General features: G+C 52.7%; 12 protein-coding genes. 4 read left to right on the forward strand and 8 right to left on the reverse strand.

Annotated features, from left to right (window positions below; all coding sequences use genetic code 11):
* Positions 1-2 precede the first annotated feature (2 nt).
* The 4 genes from nuoC to lrhA all read right to left on the reverse strand — a co-directional run bounded on the left by nuoC (position 3) and on the right by lrhA (position 4,602).
* Positions 3-1,808, reverse strand: coding sequence for an NADH-quinone oxidoreductase subunit C/D (nuoC, locus tag DBY68_RS01005; RefSeq protein ID WP_108473592.1), 1,806 nt, complete (start codon positions 1,806-1,808; stop codon positions 3-5).
* Between the two features lie 86 nt (positions 1,809-1,894).
* The gene (gene nuoB, locus DBY68_RS01010) at positions 1,895-2,569 is read right to left on the reverse strand and encodes an NADH-quinone oxidoreductase subunit NuoB (protein ID WP_015963653.1); all 675 of its coding nucleotides are present in this window, start codon (positions 2,567-2,569) and stop codon (positions 1,895-1,897) included.
* Between the two features lie 15 nt (positions 2,570-2,584).
* The gene (gene nuoA / locus DBY68_RS01015) at positions 2,585-3,031 is read right to left on the reverse strand and encodes an NADH-quinone oxidoreductase subunit NuoA (protein ID WP_108473591.1); all 447 of its coding nucleotides are present in this window, start codon (positions 3,029-3,031) and stop codon (positions 2,585-2,587) included.
* 629 nt (positions 3,032-3,660) lie between these two features.
* The gene (gene lrhA / locus DBY68_RS01020; RefSeq protein ID WP_108473590.1) at positions 3,661-4,602 is read right to left on the reverse strand and encodes a transcriptional regulator LrhA; all 942 of its coding nucleotides are present in this window, start codon (positions 4,600-4,602) and stop codon (positions 3,661-3,663) included.
* Positions 4,603-5,532: 930 nt separating this feature from the next.
* Here lrhA and alaA point away from each other — a divergent pair.
* Positions 5,533-6,750: an alanine transaminase AlaA gene (alaA, locus tag DBY68_RS01025; RefSeq protein ID WP_108473589.1), complete on the forward strand. Its 1,218-nt coding sequence runs from the start codon at positions 5,533-5,535 to the stop codon at positions 6,748-6,750.
* A gap of 77 nt (positions 6,751-6,827) precedes the next feature.
* Complete coding sequence (gene yfbR / locus DBY68_RS01030; protein ID WP_108473588.1) at positions 6,828-7,427, forward strand: 5'-deoxynucleotidase; 600 nt, start codon at positions 6,828-6,830, stop codon at positions 7,425-7,427.
* Between the two features lie 53 nt (positions 7,428-7,480).
* Here yfbR and DBY68_RS01035 read toward each other — a convergent pair whose 3' ends face one another.
* The 4 genes from DBY68_RS01035 to yfbV form a co-directional block, all read right to left on the reverse strand.
* Positions 7,481-9,313: an SLC13 family permease gene (locus DBY68_RS01035; protein WP_108473587.1), complete on the reverse strand. Its 1,833-nt coding sequence runs from the start codon at positions 9,311-9,313 to the stop codon at positions 7,481-7,483.
* A gap of 85 nt (positions 9,314-9,398) precedes the next feature.
* Positions 9,399-10,058, reverse strand: a complete 660-nt coding sequence (locus tag DBY68_RS01040) for a sugar phosphatase (protein WP_108473778.1) — start codon at positions 10,056-10,058, stop codon at positions 9,399-9,401.
* Between the two features lie 11 nt (positions 10,059-10,069).
* On the reverse strand, positions 10,070-10,564 hold the full coding sequence (locus tag DBY68_RS01045; RefSeq protein WP_015963646.1) for a YfbU family protein: 495 nt from the start codon (positions 10,562-10,564) through the stop codon (positions 10,070-10,072).
* Positions 10,565-10,646: 82 nt separating this feature from the next.
* Positions 10,647-11,102, reverse strand: a complete 456-nt coding sequence (gene yfbV / locus DBY68_RS01050) for a terminus macrodomain insulation protein YfbV (protein ID WP_108473586.1) — start codon at positions 11,100-11,102, stop codon at positions 10,647-10,649.
* A 337-nt stretch (positions 11,103-11,439) separates the two neighbouring features.
* On the opposite strand from yfbV, the gene ackA reads away from it, so the two are divergent.
* A complete protein-coding gene (gene ackA / locus DBY68_RS01055; RefSeq protein ID WP_108473585.1) occupies positions 11,440-12,642 on the forward strand; it encodes an acetate kinase in 1,203 nt (400 codons plus the stop codon).
* A 78-nt stretch (positions 12,643-12,720) separates the two neighbouring features.
* A complete protein-coding gene (pta, locus tag DBY68_RS01060) occupies positions 12,721-14,862 on the forward strand; it encodes a phosphate acetyltransferase (protein WP_108473584.1) in 2,142 nt (713 codons plus the stop codon).
* Positions 14,863-14,886 lie beyond the last annotated feature (24 nt).

Below are 14,886 nucleotides of genomic sequence, written 5' to 3' on the forward strand. Positions count from 1 at the left end.
AATTAGCGGTCCACGTCTGACATAACAAAATCGATACTACCCAGATAGACGATAAGGTCTGATACCAGGCTGCCACGGATAGCCGACGGAATCTGCTGAAGATGCGCATAGCTCGGCGTGCGGATACGGGTACGGTAGCTCATGGTGCTGCCGTCGCTGGTCAGGTAGTAACTGTTAATACCCTTGGTCGCTTCCACCATCTGGAACGATTCCTGCGCCGGCATAACCGGGCCCCAGGAAACCTGCAGGAAGTGGGTGATCAGGGTTTCGATATGTTGCAGCGTGCGCTCTTTCGGCGGCGGCGTGGTCAGCGGGTGATCCGCTTTGAACGGGCCTTCCGGCATGTTGTCGAGGCACTGCTGAAGAATACGCAGGCTCTGGCGCAGCTCTTCCACTTTCAACATCACGCGGGTGTAGCAGTCAGAAACGCCACCGCCGGTCGGGATTTCAAAGTCGAAGTTTTCATAGCCAGAATATGGACGCCATTTACGCACGTCGAAGCCGATACCGGTCGCGCGCAGGCCAGCACCGGTGGTGCCCCACTCAAGCGCTTCTTTTGCGGTATAGGCGGCAACGCCTTTCGAGCGGCCAATCAGGATAGTGTTACGCAGCGCGGCTTTCTCGTAAGAGTCGAGACGCTTCGGCATCCATTCGAGGAATTCGCGTAGCAGGCGATCCCAGCCTTTCGGCAGATCGTGCGCGACGCCACCGATACGGAACCATGCCGGGTGCATACGGAAACCGGTAATCGCTTCTACCAGATCGTAAATTTTCTGACGGTCGGTAAAGGCGAAGAACACCGGTGTCATCGCGCCGACGTCCTGAATAAACGTCGAGATGTACAGCAGGTGGCTGTTGATGCGGAACAGTTCGGAGAGCATCACGCGGATTACGTTGACGCGATCCGGCACGGTGATACCCGCCAGTTTTTCAACGGCCAGTACATACGGCATTTCGTTTACGCAGCCGCCGAGGTATTCGATACGGTCGGTATACGGAATGAAGCTGTGCCAGGACTGGCGTTCGCCCATTTTCTCCGCGCCACGGTGGTGGTAACCCACGTCAGGCACACAGTCGACGATCTCTTCGCCATCAAGCTGCAGGATAATACGGAATGCACCGTGCGCAGACGGGTGATTCGGGCCGAGGTTGAGGAACATAAAGTCCTCGTTTTCGGTACCGCGTTTCATGCCCCACTCTTCCGGTTTAAAGGTCAACGCCTCCATTTCCAAATCCTGCTTGGCTTTAGTCAGCTCAAACGGATCGAATTCGGTTGCGCGCGCCGGGTAGTCTTTACGCAGCGGGTGACCTTCCCAGGTATTCGGCATCATGATACGACGCAGATTCGGGTGGCCGTTAAAAGTAATGCCAAACATCTCCCAGGTTTCACGCTCATACCAGTTGGCGTTAGGGAAGAGTTTGGTGAAGGTCGGCACGTTCAGGTCGTTTTCAGACAACGCCACCTTGAGCATAATATCGCTATTACGTTCAATGGAGATGAGATGGTAGAAAACGGAAAAATCCGCCGCGGGTAAGCCCTGGCGGTGCGTGCGAAGACGTTCGTCCATGCCATGTAAATCAAACAGCATGACGTAAGGCTTAGGCAGTTTCTTCAGGAAGTCGCCGACTTCCAGCAGCTGTTCGCGCTTGACCCAAACGACGGGAACCCCGGTGCGGGTCGCCTGAACGGTAAAAGCATCCGGCCCAAAACGGTTGCGCAGTTCGCCGATGACCGGATCATCAAGGTGATCGCGGGTTTGCCATCCGGCTGCGTCATGCGCGGTTAAATCGGTCATATTGTTCACCATTGCAAAAGGTCCGTGGTGACTGCTGACGAGGCTTCGCGCTGTTGTAGATTGATTTGCGAAGTTTTTATCCCGTCTGCAGGCGCAAATTAAATCTCGTCAGGCGTGCGCAGGTTGGTCACTGCAATTCGTTCGCCGCGTTTACGCTCGCGTTCCGACTGCATATTGGCGCGATAAACGCCCTGATCGCCTACTACCCATGACAACGGGCGGCGTTCTTTACCGATTGATTCCTGCAGCAGCATCAGCGCCTGCATATAGGCTTCCGGACGCGGTGGGCAGCCCGGGATGTAAACATCAACCGGAATAAACTTATCCACGCCCTGTACAACGGAGTAAATGTCATACATACCGCCAGAGTTCGCGCAGGCGCCCATTGAGATAACCCACTTCGGTTCCAGCATCTGTTCGTACAGGCGCTGAATAACCGGAGCCATCTTGGTGAAGCACGTGCCCGCCACCACCATCAGGTCAGCCTGACGCGGAGAAGCACGCAGCACTTCCGCACCGAAACGCGCCACGTCATGCACCGCAGTGAAGGACGTCACCATCTCAACGTAGCAGCAAGAGAGACCAAAGTTGTAAGGCCAGATGGAGTTTTTGCGACCCCAGTTGACCATATCGTGCATCGCGTGTTCGAGCTTGCCCATATACACGCTTTTGTTAACTTCCTGCTCCAGGGGATCGGTAACAATCTCCTGTTTTTGCAGGGGATAACGGTCGTTCTCACCGTTAGGATCTATGCGGGTGAGCGTATAATCCATCGTATTGCCTCGCTTTTACTGCGTATTACGGTTAGTGACGCTGTCAGTATCAGAGTTAACCAGGGTGCGGCGAGAACGCGCAGGCGTCCAGTCAAGTGCGCCAACACGAACGAGGTAAACCAGACCAGCCAGTAGCACCAAAATGAAAATTGCGGCTTCGATAAACCCTACCCAGCCACTTTCGCGGATAGACGTTGACCAGGCGAAAAGGTAGAGCGCTTCCACGTCGAAGATGACGAAGAACATAGCGACCAGATAAAACTTCGCGGACATGCGCAGGCGTGCGGTACCGACAGAATCGATACCCGATTCAAACGGCGTGTTTTTACTTCTTGCGCGCGCGCGACCGCCGAGATACCAACCGCCAATCAGCATGAGGCAGCAAAGGCCGATGGCAATGACCAGAAAGATAGCGAATGCCCAGTGATGAGCGATGATTTCAGTGGATGTTGACATACGCACAGCTTTACCAAATAGGTAGCATAACCACGTCTGCTCTTACTGGCAGATGGACGCTACATTGATTCATGGGGAGGATTAAAAAACCAGCAAAACGGCCTGAATCACAGCATAGACCGAAAAAATTTGAGGTTTTTTACTCCTTTCGATAACCTTTTGTCAACTTTAACAAAGGTTTCATCACATTAATTTACATCAATTCCATTTCATTAACATTACGTGCCCTTTGCGGCATTTCGACTCATGTCACCCTCCGGATTGAGTGCTGGTGAATCGTGTCCGTTTTCGAACAATAACAATTAGTACCCTTCTATTTTGACAGGAATTTCACACGATTCCTCCCCCTCTGGAGGAGTATTTTCTTGATCTAAGACACGGTTCTGTTAATTCAGCCTGAAAAACAGCAACAAAACACCCGGTTTTTTAACATTAGCAGGATATGTTAAAAGTGGATCACAATTGACCTAAATAGCGGCAAAAAACCATTTAATTAACTGATTGTATTACAAATAGTAAAAAGCATTAATTGCCAAAAGCATTAGCGCAGGCGAAAAAAAAGCCACTGGCTGACTTTCGCTGGCCAGTGACTCTTTTTTACACTTACAATTTGTTACCAGTTTTCTGCGAGGTTGTTACTCAATGACCTCGTCATCAGCATGGGAATTATCTCCCCCTTCCAGGGTATAGAGCGTGCTCTGTGTCCAGGGCTTGATGCTCGTCTCAACCGACTGGAAGATCATCTGCATTAATTCATTTGGATTCTGCACGTTACAGCTTAGTAAATATTCGGTATCTGGCAATACCGGCATTTTATCGGCACGACCCAGCACGCGCAGTTCCGGACTCATCATCTCGACCGGCCTTGCCGTCACACCGAGTCCCGCCTTCACCGCGGCGCGTACCGCTGACGGAGTAGAGGCCACATACGCCAGTCGCCACGGCACATTTGCCGCATCCAAAGTAGAGATGATCATATCGCGGAACGGGCTTGGATCATCAAGCAACACCAGCGGTACGGGCTCTCCTGGTCGCAGAGCGAATTCAGCGGCGCAGTACCAGTGCGTCGGTGAGGTGCGTAACACCGTCGAGTGGAACGCATCAATTCGATGCGTGGTGAGTACCAGGTCGACCTCATTCTTGTGGAGCATTTCTGCCATATCCGCGTGTCGCTTAACGCGCACATCCAGCCCAAGCTTTGGCCAGGCGGAGCTAATACGGTTGAGCAGGAATGGCAGAATGGTATCCGCTGATTCATCGGAGGAACCAATCGTCAGTTGCCCCTGAAGCGTACTGAACATCAGCGATGTGCAGGCTTCATCATTAAAGCGCAGAATTTTACGTGCATAGCCTAATAACTGGATACCGTGCTCGGTTAACAGTTTATTACGACCATGACGGGCAAAAAGTTCTTTGCCAACAAGTTGTTCCAGCCGCTGCATTTGCTGGCTAACGGCGGATTGGGTGCGACAAACGGCTGCTGCTGCTGCGGCAAAAGTGCTTAAATCGGCGACCGCAACAAATGTTCTCAGCAGATCGAGGTCGAGATTAAGTATCGGACGATTTGCATTTATCATATTTATTCACTTACAGGTCGCTAAGGCTAACCTGCCTTGTTGATGCCGCGCTCTGAAATCAGGCTCATCCTTTTAAAAGCCCATCCTTCGGCATGATGCAACCGAATGACTGCCTGACGGAGCGGTATTACATTAAAATTGTCTGCCTCCCATCGGGTGACAGTCCCCTCTGCGATAAAGTGTTTATCTTCAGGTGTGAGACTATTCTTCTCAGTACCTTTGTGTGTGCTCTTTCAAAATCCGGTTATCTGGCCAGTCTATATAATGCTGACTACCCAATAATACCGGAGGGAAACGAATGATTAAAAACTGTTTAATAACATCATGTTGTCTGTTTGCAGCGATAATCACTCACAAGAATGATGAATGAATGCACGCGATAACATCATTATCCTAACCTAAATCCATTATATTTATAAGTATTAATAAGTAAGATCTTTAGGCAAAAATTCCATTAAAATCAAAATGCTTTAATAAAACTAACAATTCTTAAGGATTACTTTGCAATTTAAAATAAAACATTAATGACCCTCCGAAGCGTTCATTAACAATGATTAACATTGAATTCACAGCGAAATGTATTAGTCATGATGTATATGTTTCATGAATTCATTCACAATTAATATTACTAAAGCATTGCTAAAGTATATCGCGACACGTTTACCGCCTGACTTCACAACTTCGATTTTAATCAGTTGAAAAAACTGCCAATCCACCACCCTCCCACACATGACGCTATCAAACAATAAATTAACAAAACATACAATCCGTGATATCGCTTAATTATAGTTAAATAGAATGTGCTGCAACATTAGCACTGGCAAAATCTTCTCCTGTTGACCCTTCAAAACACCGGTGATGCGGAGTACATTATTCCGAGCTGACTTCCATGGCTGGGAGTGGCGATAACAGCTAAAAGGTTAAAGGTTCATGTCCCCCATCGAAAAATCCAGCAAGTTAGACAACGTCTGTTACGACATCCGTGGCCCGGTTCTGAAAGAGGCCAAACGCCTTGAAGAAGAAGGCAATAAGGTTCTGAAGCTCAATATCGGCAACCCGGCCCCCTTCGGGTTTGACGCGCCGGATGAAATTCTGGTCGATGTGATCCGCAACCTGCCGACGGCGCAAGGTTATTGCGACTCCAAAGGGCTCTACTCGGCCCGTAAAGCTATCATGCAACACTACCAGGCACGCGGCATGCGCGACGTGACGGTAGAAGATATTTACATCGGTAATGGTGTATCTGAACTCATTGTGCAGGCAATGCAGGCCTTACTAAATAGCGGCGATGAAATGCTCGTGCCGGCACCAGATTACCCGTTATGGACAGCTGCGGTATCACTTTCAGGTGGCAATGCGGTGCACTATCTGTGCGATGAATCCGCAGGCTGGTTCCCGGATCTCGATGATATACGCGCTAAAATCACCCCGCGTACCCGCGGCATTGTGATCATCAACCCGAACAACCCAACCGGCGCGGTCTATTCCAAAGAGCTGCTGCTGGAGATCGTCGAGCTTGCCCGCGAACATAACCTGATCATCTTCGCTGACGAAATCTACGATAAGATCCTCTACGATCACGCTCAACACCACTCTATCGCCGCACTGGCCCCAGATTTGCTGACCGTAACGTTTAACGGCTTGTCAAAAACCTATCGCGTGGCGGGCTTCCGCCAGGGCTGGATGGTACTGAATGGGCCGAAAAAGCATGCGAAGGGTTATATTGAAGGGCTGGAAATGCTGGCCTCAATGCGTCTGTGTGCCAACGTTCCGGCGCAGCACGCCATCCAGACGGCGCTTGGCGGTTATCAGAGCATCAGCGAATTTATCGTACCGGGTGGTCGTCTGTATGAACAGCGTAACCGCGCGTGGGAACTGATTAACGAGATCCCGGGCGTGTCCTGTGTGAAGCCTGACGGCGCGCTCTACATGTTCCCGAAAATTGATGCGAAACGCTTTAACATTCACGACGACCAGAAAATGGTGCTCGACTTCCTGCTACAGGAAAAAGTGCTGCTGGTTCAGGGAACGGCGTTTAACTGGCCGTGGCCGGACCACGTGCGTATCGTCACGCTGCCGCGCATTGACGATCTGGAAATGTCGATATCCCGCTTTGGTCGCTTCCTGTCGGGCTACCGCCAGGCGTAAGACGTTGGCCGGATTTGCATCCGGCCCTCATCTCAGCGCACAATGACCCTTACTGATGTTACCGAGTAAGGGTCGTTATGAATCAGAGTCATTTTTTTGCCCACCTCTCCCGCCTGAAGTTAATCAACCGCTGGCCATTGATGCGCAACGTGCGCACGGAAAACGTCTCTGAACACAGTTTGCAGGTGGCGATGGTTGCCCACGCGCTGGCTGCAATTAAAAACCGCAAATTTGGCGGGCAGGTTAACGCCGAACGCATCGCACTGCTGGCGATGTACCACGATGCATCAGAAGTCCTGACCGGCGATTTACCGACGCCAGTGAAATACTTCAACTCGCAAATCGCTCAGGAATATAAAGCTATTGAGAAGATTGCCCAGCAGAAGCTGGTCGAGATGGTGCCGGAAGAGTTGCAGGATATCTTTGCGCCGCTGATCGATGAACATCAATACAGCGAGGAAGAGAAATCGCTGGTTAAACAAGCCGATGCATTGTGCGCGTATTTGAAATGTCTGGAAGAGTTATCGGCCGGAAATAACGAATTTTTGCTGGCAAAAGGTCGGCTGGAGAAAACCCTGTCCGAACGGCGTAGTGAAGAGATGGATTATTTTATGGCGGTGTTTGTACCGAGCTTCCATTTGTCGCTGGACGAAATCAGTACCGATTCGCCGCTGTAGTGCGGCCTGTTGTTGCCGGATGGCGCTTATCCGTCATCCGGCTCAATAGCCACTTAAAACGGGAACAATACCGGTATCAGCAGCACGCTGACAATCATCACCAGAATGGTGAAAGGTACACCGATCTTCACGAAATCACTGAAGCTATATTTCCCCGGCCCCAGCACCAGCGTGTTCACCGGCGATGAAACCGGCGTCATAAAGGCCGCCGAGGCCGCCATCGCGACGACCATGGCGAACGGATAAGGTGAAACCCCCATTGATTTCGCTGTCGCCAGCGCAATCGGCGCCATCAATACCGCCGTTGCGGTGTTAGAAATAAACAACCCGATAGTCGCACACATCACAAACAGACAGCCCAGCATCAGGTAAGGCCCCTGCCCGCCGCCGATATCCATCAGCCCTTTCACCACCAAATCAACACCGCCGGTTTTTTGCAGCGCCAGCGCGAACGGCATCATCCCCACAATCAAAATGATGCTCGGCCAGTGGATCGATTTATAGGCGCTTTGCGCATCAATGCAGCGGAATTTCCCCATCAGCAGGCAGGCGATGATCGCCGCAATCGGGTTGGGAATTTCATCTGTCAGCATTAAAGCAACCATCAGCACCAGGCAGAAAATCGCATGCGGAGCCTGACTGTGCGCAGGCGAGGCGTCGCTCACTTCAACCGGCAGGTTAAGCACCACGAAGTCGCGCCCTTTCTGCGCCAGCTGATTGATGAGCTTCCAGTTCCCCACCACCAGTACGATATCGCCAAGTTCCAGCGGGATATCCACCACCGAGCCGTCCAGCGCTTCGCCGTTACGTTTCATCCCCACGACATTCAGACCATAACGGGTACGAAACGCAATTTCGCGCACCGTTTTCCCCAGCAGTTCCGACTCCGGGATCAGCGAGACTTCCGCCATCCCCACATCCAACGCCTGATCGGCAAAGTATTCGCCGCGCAGCACCATCGGCTCAAGCATCTGCTCGGCGCAAAACTCACGCAGGTCAACGTCTGCCGCGGACATATCAATCAGCAGCACATCGCGCGCGCGGAATTCCGATACCCCGTTAACGTTCACGATTACCCGGCGAAAACGACGCCAGCGCTCAACGCCGATAACGTTCGCGCCGTAGCGTTCACGCAGTTTCAGGTCATCGAGTCGCTGACCAATCATGGGCGAGCCGGGGCGAATCGCCAGCCGACGTGCGCGCCCGGTCAGACGGTAGGCTTTGATGAGGTCGCGAAACGAGCTGCGTTTACCGCCATCACGGGACGATGACGGGTCTTCGCCTTTGAACATAAAGCGCATCAGCAGCATATAAACGATGCCGAGCAGCAGCACGACCAGGCCTATCGGCGTGACGCTGAAGAAACCAAAGCCGTGCAGCCCTTCACGCAGTAATTCACTGTTAACCACCAGGTTCGGCGGCGTTGCCACCAGCGTCATCATACCGCTGATAAGCCCGGCAAAACTGAGTGGCATCATCAGGCGCGACGGCGAGATGTTCATACGCAGGGATACGCTGAGGACGACGGGGATAAAGATAGCCACTACGCCGGTCGAACTCATAAACGCGCCGAGCCCTGCGACGGTGAGCATCAGATAGACCAGCATCTTGGTTTCACTGCTGCCCGCCACCTGCACCAGCCACGCGCCCATTTTGGTCGCCACGCCGGTACGAACCAGGCCATCGCCGATGATAAACAGGGCGGCAATCAGAATAACGTTGGGATCGCTAAAACCCGAAAAAGCTTCGCTGAGAGTTAAGGTGCCACTTAATACGAAGGCCACAATGACCAACAGCGCAATAGCATCCATGCGCACTTTGCCCATCGCGAACAACACGACCGCGATAGCCAGTAGAGAGAGAACCCAAATCAATTCACCGTTCAAAACACATCCTTGTCAGAAAGATAAGTGATAAGTATTGGCATGATGGCAGAAAAAAGCCCCGTGAATACGGGGCCAAATCATAAGATTATGCTTTTAACGTCACGTCAACAGTGCCGTCGGGCTGTTTAGCAATATTCAGTACATCAAGCGAGGTCAGCACAAAATCGGCTTCGTTAAGACGTGGCGCATCTGCCGGAACGTTAACCGCAATCACGTGACACCCCGCCGCCAGCCCGGAGAGCACACCCGCCGCGGCGTCCTCCACAACCGTGCAATCCTGCGGAGCGAGCCCTAACAGCTCCGCGCCCAGCAGATACGCATCCGGCTCTGGCTTGCCGCGTTTCACGCGCTCGGCAGTGACAAACACCTCCGGCATCGGCAGCCCCGCCGCTTTGTGGCGAGCATGCGCGACCGGGATGGAACCCGAAGTAACAATCGCCCACGGAATATGGTTCGCGTTCAGCGTTTCGAGCAACTCAAGCGCGCCTGGCAGTGCAATCACGCCGTCCGTATCGCTGGCTTCAATCTGCTCAAGGCGGGTGAACTCAGCCTGAATCGCCTCTTCAGATTGCCCCGGCATAAAGTGGCGCAGCGAGGTGATCGCTTGTTTACCGTGGATAAAACCGAGGATCTCATCGTGCGGGATCCCGAAGCGATCGCCCCAACTGCACCATGAGCGTTCCACAACCGGCAGAGAATCCACCAGCGTACCGTCCAGATCAAACAGAAAACCTTTACACTGCACAGGCGCCTCCATCAGGCGTTGATGATTTGATTAATTTCGTTGCTGCTCAGGTGGTACTGGCGCGGGCAGGAGTGCCACACGTTCAGCATGCGCTGATACTTATCCCACATTGGGGTCTGAGCGTTAAAGCCGTGCGTACCCGCGTCGAAATGGGTATAGCGGCCTTCAACATTGACCATGAAGCGGACATAGCTCAGGAAGCGGGCTTCAGTCGCCGCGTCAAAGCCCAGGAAGGTGACGCGACGTTCATCGATGGTGTCGGCGTCTTTCAGGTTGGTCCATGAGACGTGCAGCGCGTGATACATCTCCATGATGTCGATAACAATGCGGCAGGTTTCTTCTTTTAACTCACCGAAGTCGCGATCCAGTTCGCGCATTTGCAGGCCAAAACCGCGCTCGATGATGGTCTGCAGACGGCGATAGCGTTCGGCGTTATCGGGATCAAGCATAGTCATCATTTTGTATTGATTGGACAAAATCAGACGTTGAGCATGGGTCATTTCCATTTTTACGACTCCTGTTGCGCTTTGCAGCATAAAAAAAGACACAAACGTTGTGCCTTCTTTTATATGCGTTTTTGATGGTTAATTACAAATCATCAAGGAAAGTTTTATCCAGTTGTTTGAAGGCGCGCTTAAGCGTGTCAGCCAATGCCTGATAATCGGGCTTGCCTTCGACCGGGGCGAGCGCTTGCCCTGCCTCCTGTAATTTTCCCCGCACTTCGTAAAACCACTGCAAGGTGGATGGCGGCAACGGCGTAACAGAGCGTTTTCCCAACCACCATAACCCCTGCATTGGCAGGCTCAGGGCAAACAGCGCGGTAGCGACGGCCGGGCCAAGTTGCCCACCCAGGGCAATTTGCCAGCACAGCGTAAAGACCGCTACCGGCGGCATAAAGCGGATTGCGTGGCGAGTGATACGGATGGCGCGGTTTTCGATAAATACCGGCGCGAGGCGTTTTTCCAGCGGCCACGTCTTAGAGTAGTGCTGCCCCCGGCGGAACAAACTAAAAAAACTGACCGAGCGATTTTCGGGCGTCGACATGGCTTACCTCAACTTCACATATAAAAATTAAAAAATTCGTGCAAATCCACAACTGGGTATGACAACGTTCAAAACATTTTGGCATACACCCTGCAATCGGGTATCCTGTGCCAGCCTGAGATGAGGGCTAGTCTATCTCGTCCAGTCCGTCAAATTATCGCATATTCTGCCATTGGCTGAAAAATATGCAAAATGACTTAGAATCAATATGTATTTCTTTCATCCTGCCTCAAAATCGATTCAGGCATGATGTTAATCATAAATGTCAGCTTCATCCTGCGCTACGCTTTGTGACTCCTGACGTTTTTTTAGCCACGTATCATAAATAGGTACTTCCATGTCGAGTAAGTTAGTACTGGTTCTGAACTGCGGTAGCTCCTCACTGAAATTTGCCATCATCGATGCACTGAACGGTGACGAGTACCTCTCTGGTTTGGCCGAATGTTTCCATCTTCCTGAAGCACGTATCAAATGGAAAATGGACGGCAGCAAACAAGAAGCGGCTTTAGGTGCAGGCGCCGCTCACAGTGAAGCGCTGAACTTTATCGTTAACACTATTCTGGCACAAAAACCAGAACTGTCTGCACAGCTGACTGCGATTGGTCACCGTATCGTACACGGCGGCGAGAAGTACACCAGCTCCGTTGTTATCGACGAATCCGTCATCCAGGGCATCAAAGACTCCGCCTCTTTTGCTCCGCTGCATAACCCGGCTCACCTGATCGGTATCGCCGAAGCGCTGAAATCCTTCCCAAATCTGAAAGACAAAAACGTGGCTGTATTCGACACCGCGTTCCATCAGACCATGCCGGAAGAATCTTACCTCTATGCTCTGCCGTACAGCCTGTACAAAGAGCACGGCGTTCGTCGCTACGGCGCACACGGCACCAGCCACTTCTTCGTGACTCAGGAAGCGGCCAAAATGCTGAACAAACCGGTTGAAGAACTGAACATCATCACCTGCCACCTGGGCAACGGTGGTTCTGTTTCTGCAATCCGTAACGGCAAATGCGTTGACACCTCTATGGGTCTGACGCCGCTGGAAGGTCTGGTTATGGGTACGCGCTCTGGCGACATCGATCCGGCTATCATCTTCCACCTGCACGACACCCTGGGCATGAGCGTTGACGCTATCAACAAAATGCTGACCAAAGAGTCTGGCCTGCTGGGTCTGACCGAAGTCACCAGCGACTGCCGTTATGTTGAAGACAACTACCAGGAGAAAGCAGACGCTAAACGTGCAATGGACGTTTACTGCCACCGTCTGGCGAAATACATCGGTTCTTACACTGCACTGATGGACGGTCGTCTGGACGCTGTTGTCTTCACCGGTGGTATCGGTGAAAACGCCGCGATGGTTCGCGAACTCTCCCTGGGTAAACTGGGCGTTCTGGGCTTCGAAGTTGATCACGAACGTAACCTGGCTGCACGTTTCGGTAAATCTGGTTTCATCAACAAAGAAGGCACCCGCCCTGCTGTTGTGATCCCGACCAACGAAGAGCTGGTTATCGCGCAAGACGCCTGCCGTCTGACCGCCTGATTCCACACCGCCAGCAATGCTGGCGGTGCTGTTTTGTGCCCGCCCAAATCGGCGGCAACGAGCAAAAGAGGATAAACCGTGTCCCGTATTATCATGCTTATTCCTACCGGAACCAGCGTCGGCCTGACCAGCGTCAGCCTGGGCGTCATCCGTGCTATGGAACGTAAAGGCGTTCGTCTGAGCGTCTTCAAACCTATCGCTCAACCGCGTACCGGTGGCGATGCACCAGACCAGACCACCACTATCGTGCGTGCGAACTCTGCTATCCCGGCGGCTGAACCGCTGAAGATGAGCCACGTTGAGACTCTGCTGTCCAGCAATCAGAAAGATGTGCTGATGGAAGAGATCATCGCTAACTACCACGCGAATACTAAAGACGCGGAAGTGGTTCTGGTTGAAGGTTTAGTGCCGACGCGCAAACATCAGTTTGCTCAGTCTCTGAACTATGAAATCGCTAAAACGCTGAATGCAGAAATCGTCTTTGTGATGTCTCAGGGTACTGATACCCAGGAACAGATCAACGAACGCATTGAGCTGACTCGCAGCAGCTTCGGCGGCGCGAAAAACACCAACATCACCGGCGTTATCGTTAACAAACTGAATGCCCCGGTTGATGAGCAGGGCCGTACTCGCCCGGATCTGTCCGAAATCTTCGACGACTCCACCACGGCAAAAGTGATTAAAGTCGATCCTGCTAAGTTGAGCTCTGCCAGCTCTCTGCCGGTTCTGGGCGCGATTCCGTGGAGTTTCGATCTGATCGCGACTCGCGCAATCGACATGGCGCGTCACCTGAACGCGACCATCATCAACGAAGGCGACATCAAGACCCGCCGCGTGAAATCCGTGACCTTCTGTGCACGTAGCATCCCGCACATGCTGGAACACTTCCGTCCGGGGTCACTGCTGGTGACCTCCGCAGACCGTCCTGACGTTCTGGTTGCCGCTTGTCTCGCAGCCATGAACGGCGTTGAGATCGGCGCGCTGGTTCTGACCGGTGGCTATGAAATGGACGCACGCATCAGCAAACTGTGCGAACGTGCCTTCGCGACTGGCCTGCCGGTATTCATGGTGAACACCAACACCTGGCAGACCTCTCTGAGCCTGCAGAGCTTCAACCTGGAAGTCCCGGTTGACGATCACGAGCGTATTGAGAAAGTTCAGGAATACGTTGCTAACTATATCAACGCTGACTGGATCGAGTCTCTGACCGCGACCTCCGAGCGCAGCCGCCGTCTGTCTCCGCCGGCATTCCGTTATCAGCTCACCGAGCTGGCGCGTAAAGCCGGTAAACGTGTTGTTCTGCCTGAAGGCGACGAACCGCGTACCGTTAAAGCGGCTGCTATCTGTGCTGAACGTGGTATCGCAACCTGCGTGCTGCTGGGTAACCCGGATGAAATCAACCGTGTTGCTGCAGCGCAGGGCGTTGAACTGGGCGCTGGTGTAGAAATCGTTGACCCGGATGTGGTTCGCGAAAGCTATGTTGCGCGTCTGGTTGAACTGCGTAAAAACAAAGGCATGACCGAAACCGTTGCCCGCGAACAGCTGGAAGACAACGTGGTTCTTGGTACCCTGATGCTGGAGCAGGACGACGTTGACGGCCTGGTTTCCGGTGCCGTTCACACGACTGCTAACACCATCCGTCCGCCGCTGCAGCTGATCAAAACTGCGCCAGGCAGCTCGCTGGTTTCCTCTGTGTTCTTCATGCTGCTGCCAGAACAGGTTTATGTTTACGGTGACTGCGCGATCAACCCGGATCCGACCGCTGAACAACTGGCAGAAATCGCGATTCAGTCCGCTGATTCCGCTACTGCATTTGGTATCGAACCGCGCGTTGCGATGCTCTCCTACTCCACCGGTACCTCTGGTGCAGGTAGCGACGTAGAGAAAGTTCGCGAAGCGACTCGTCTGGCGCAGGAAAAACGTCCTGACCTGATGATCGACGGCCCACTGCAGTATGACGCCGCTGTGATGGCTGACGTTGCGAAATCTAAAGCGCCGAACTCCCCGGTTGCCGGTCGCGCTACCGTGTTCATCTTCCCGGATCTGAACACCGGTAACACCACCTATAAAGCGGTTCAGCGTTCTGCCGACCTGATCTCTATCGGGCCGATGCTGCAAGGCATGCGCAAACCGGTTAACGACCTGTCTCGTGGCGCACTGGTTGACGATATCGTCTACACCATCGCGCTGACCGCGATTCAGTCGGCTCAGCAGGACTAATATAGTCTGCCGCCCCTTCACCGG

The organism is Pseudocitrobacter sp. RIT415, assembly GCF_003057695.2.
Lineage (GTDB): Bacteria > Pseudomonadota > Gammaproteobacteria > Enterobacterales > Enterobacteriaceae > Pseudocitrobacter > Pseudocitrobacter faecalis.

What these genes read in the sequence shown, in the direction of transcription:
- DBY68_RS01045 (WP_015963646.1), bottom strand. Translation starts at nt 10,564, where the DNA reads ATGGAAATGACCCATGCTCAACGTCTGATTTTGTCCAATCAATACAAA.
- nuoB (WP_015963653.1), bottom strand. Translation starts at nt 2,569, where the DNA reads ATGGATTATACGCTCACCCGCATAGATCCTAACGGTGAGAACGACCGT.
- yfbR (WP_108473588.1), top strand. Translation starts at nt 6,828, where the DNA reads ATGAATCAGAGTCATTTTTTTGCCCACCTCTCCCGCCTGAAGTTAATC.
- alaA (WP_108473589.1), top strand. Translation starts at nt 5,533, where the DNA reads ATGTCCCCCATCGAAAAATCCAGCAAGTTAGACAACGTCTGTTACGAC.
- lrhA (WP_108473590.1), bottom strand. Translation starts at nt 4,602, where the DNA reads ATGATAAATGCAAATCGTCCGATACTTAATCTCGACCTCGATCTGCTG.
- nuoC (WP_108473592.1), bottom strand. Translation starts at nt 1,808, where the DNA reads ATGGTGAACAATATGACCGATTTAACCGCGCATGACGCAGCCGGATGG.
- ackA (WP_108473585.1), top strand. Translation starts at nt 11,440, where the DNA reads ATGTCGAGTAAGTTAGTACTGGTTCTGAACTGCGGTAGCTCCTCACTG.
- yfbV (WP_108473586.1), bottom strand. Translation starts at nt 11,102, where the DNA reads ATGTCGACGCCCGAAAATCGCTCGGTCAGTTTTTTTAGTTTGTTCCGC.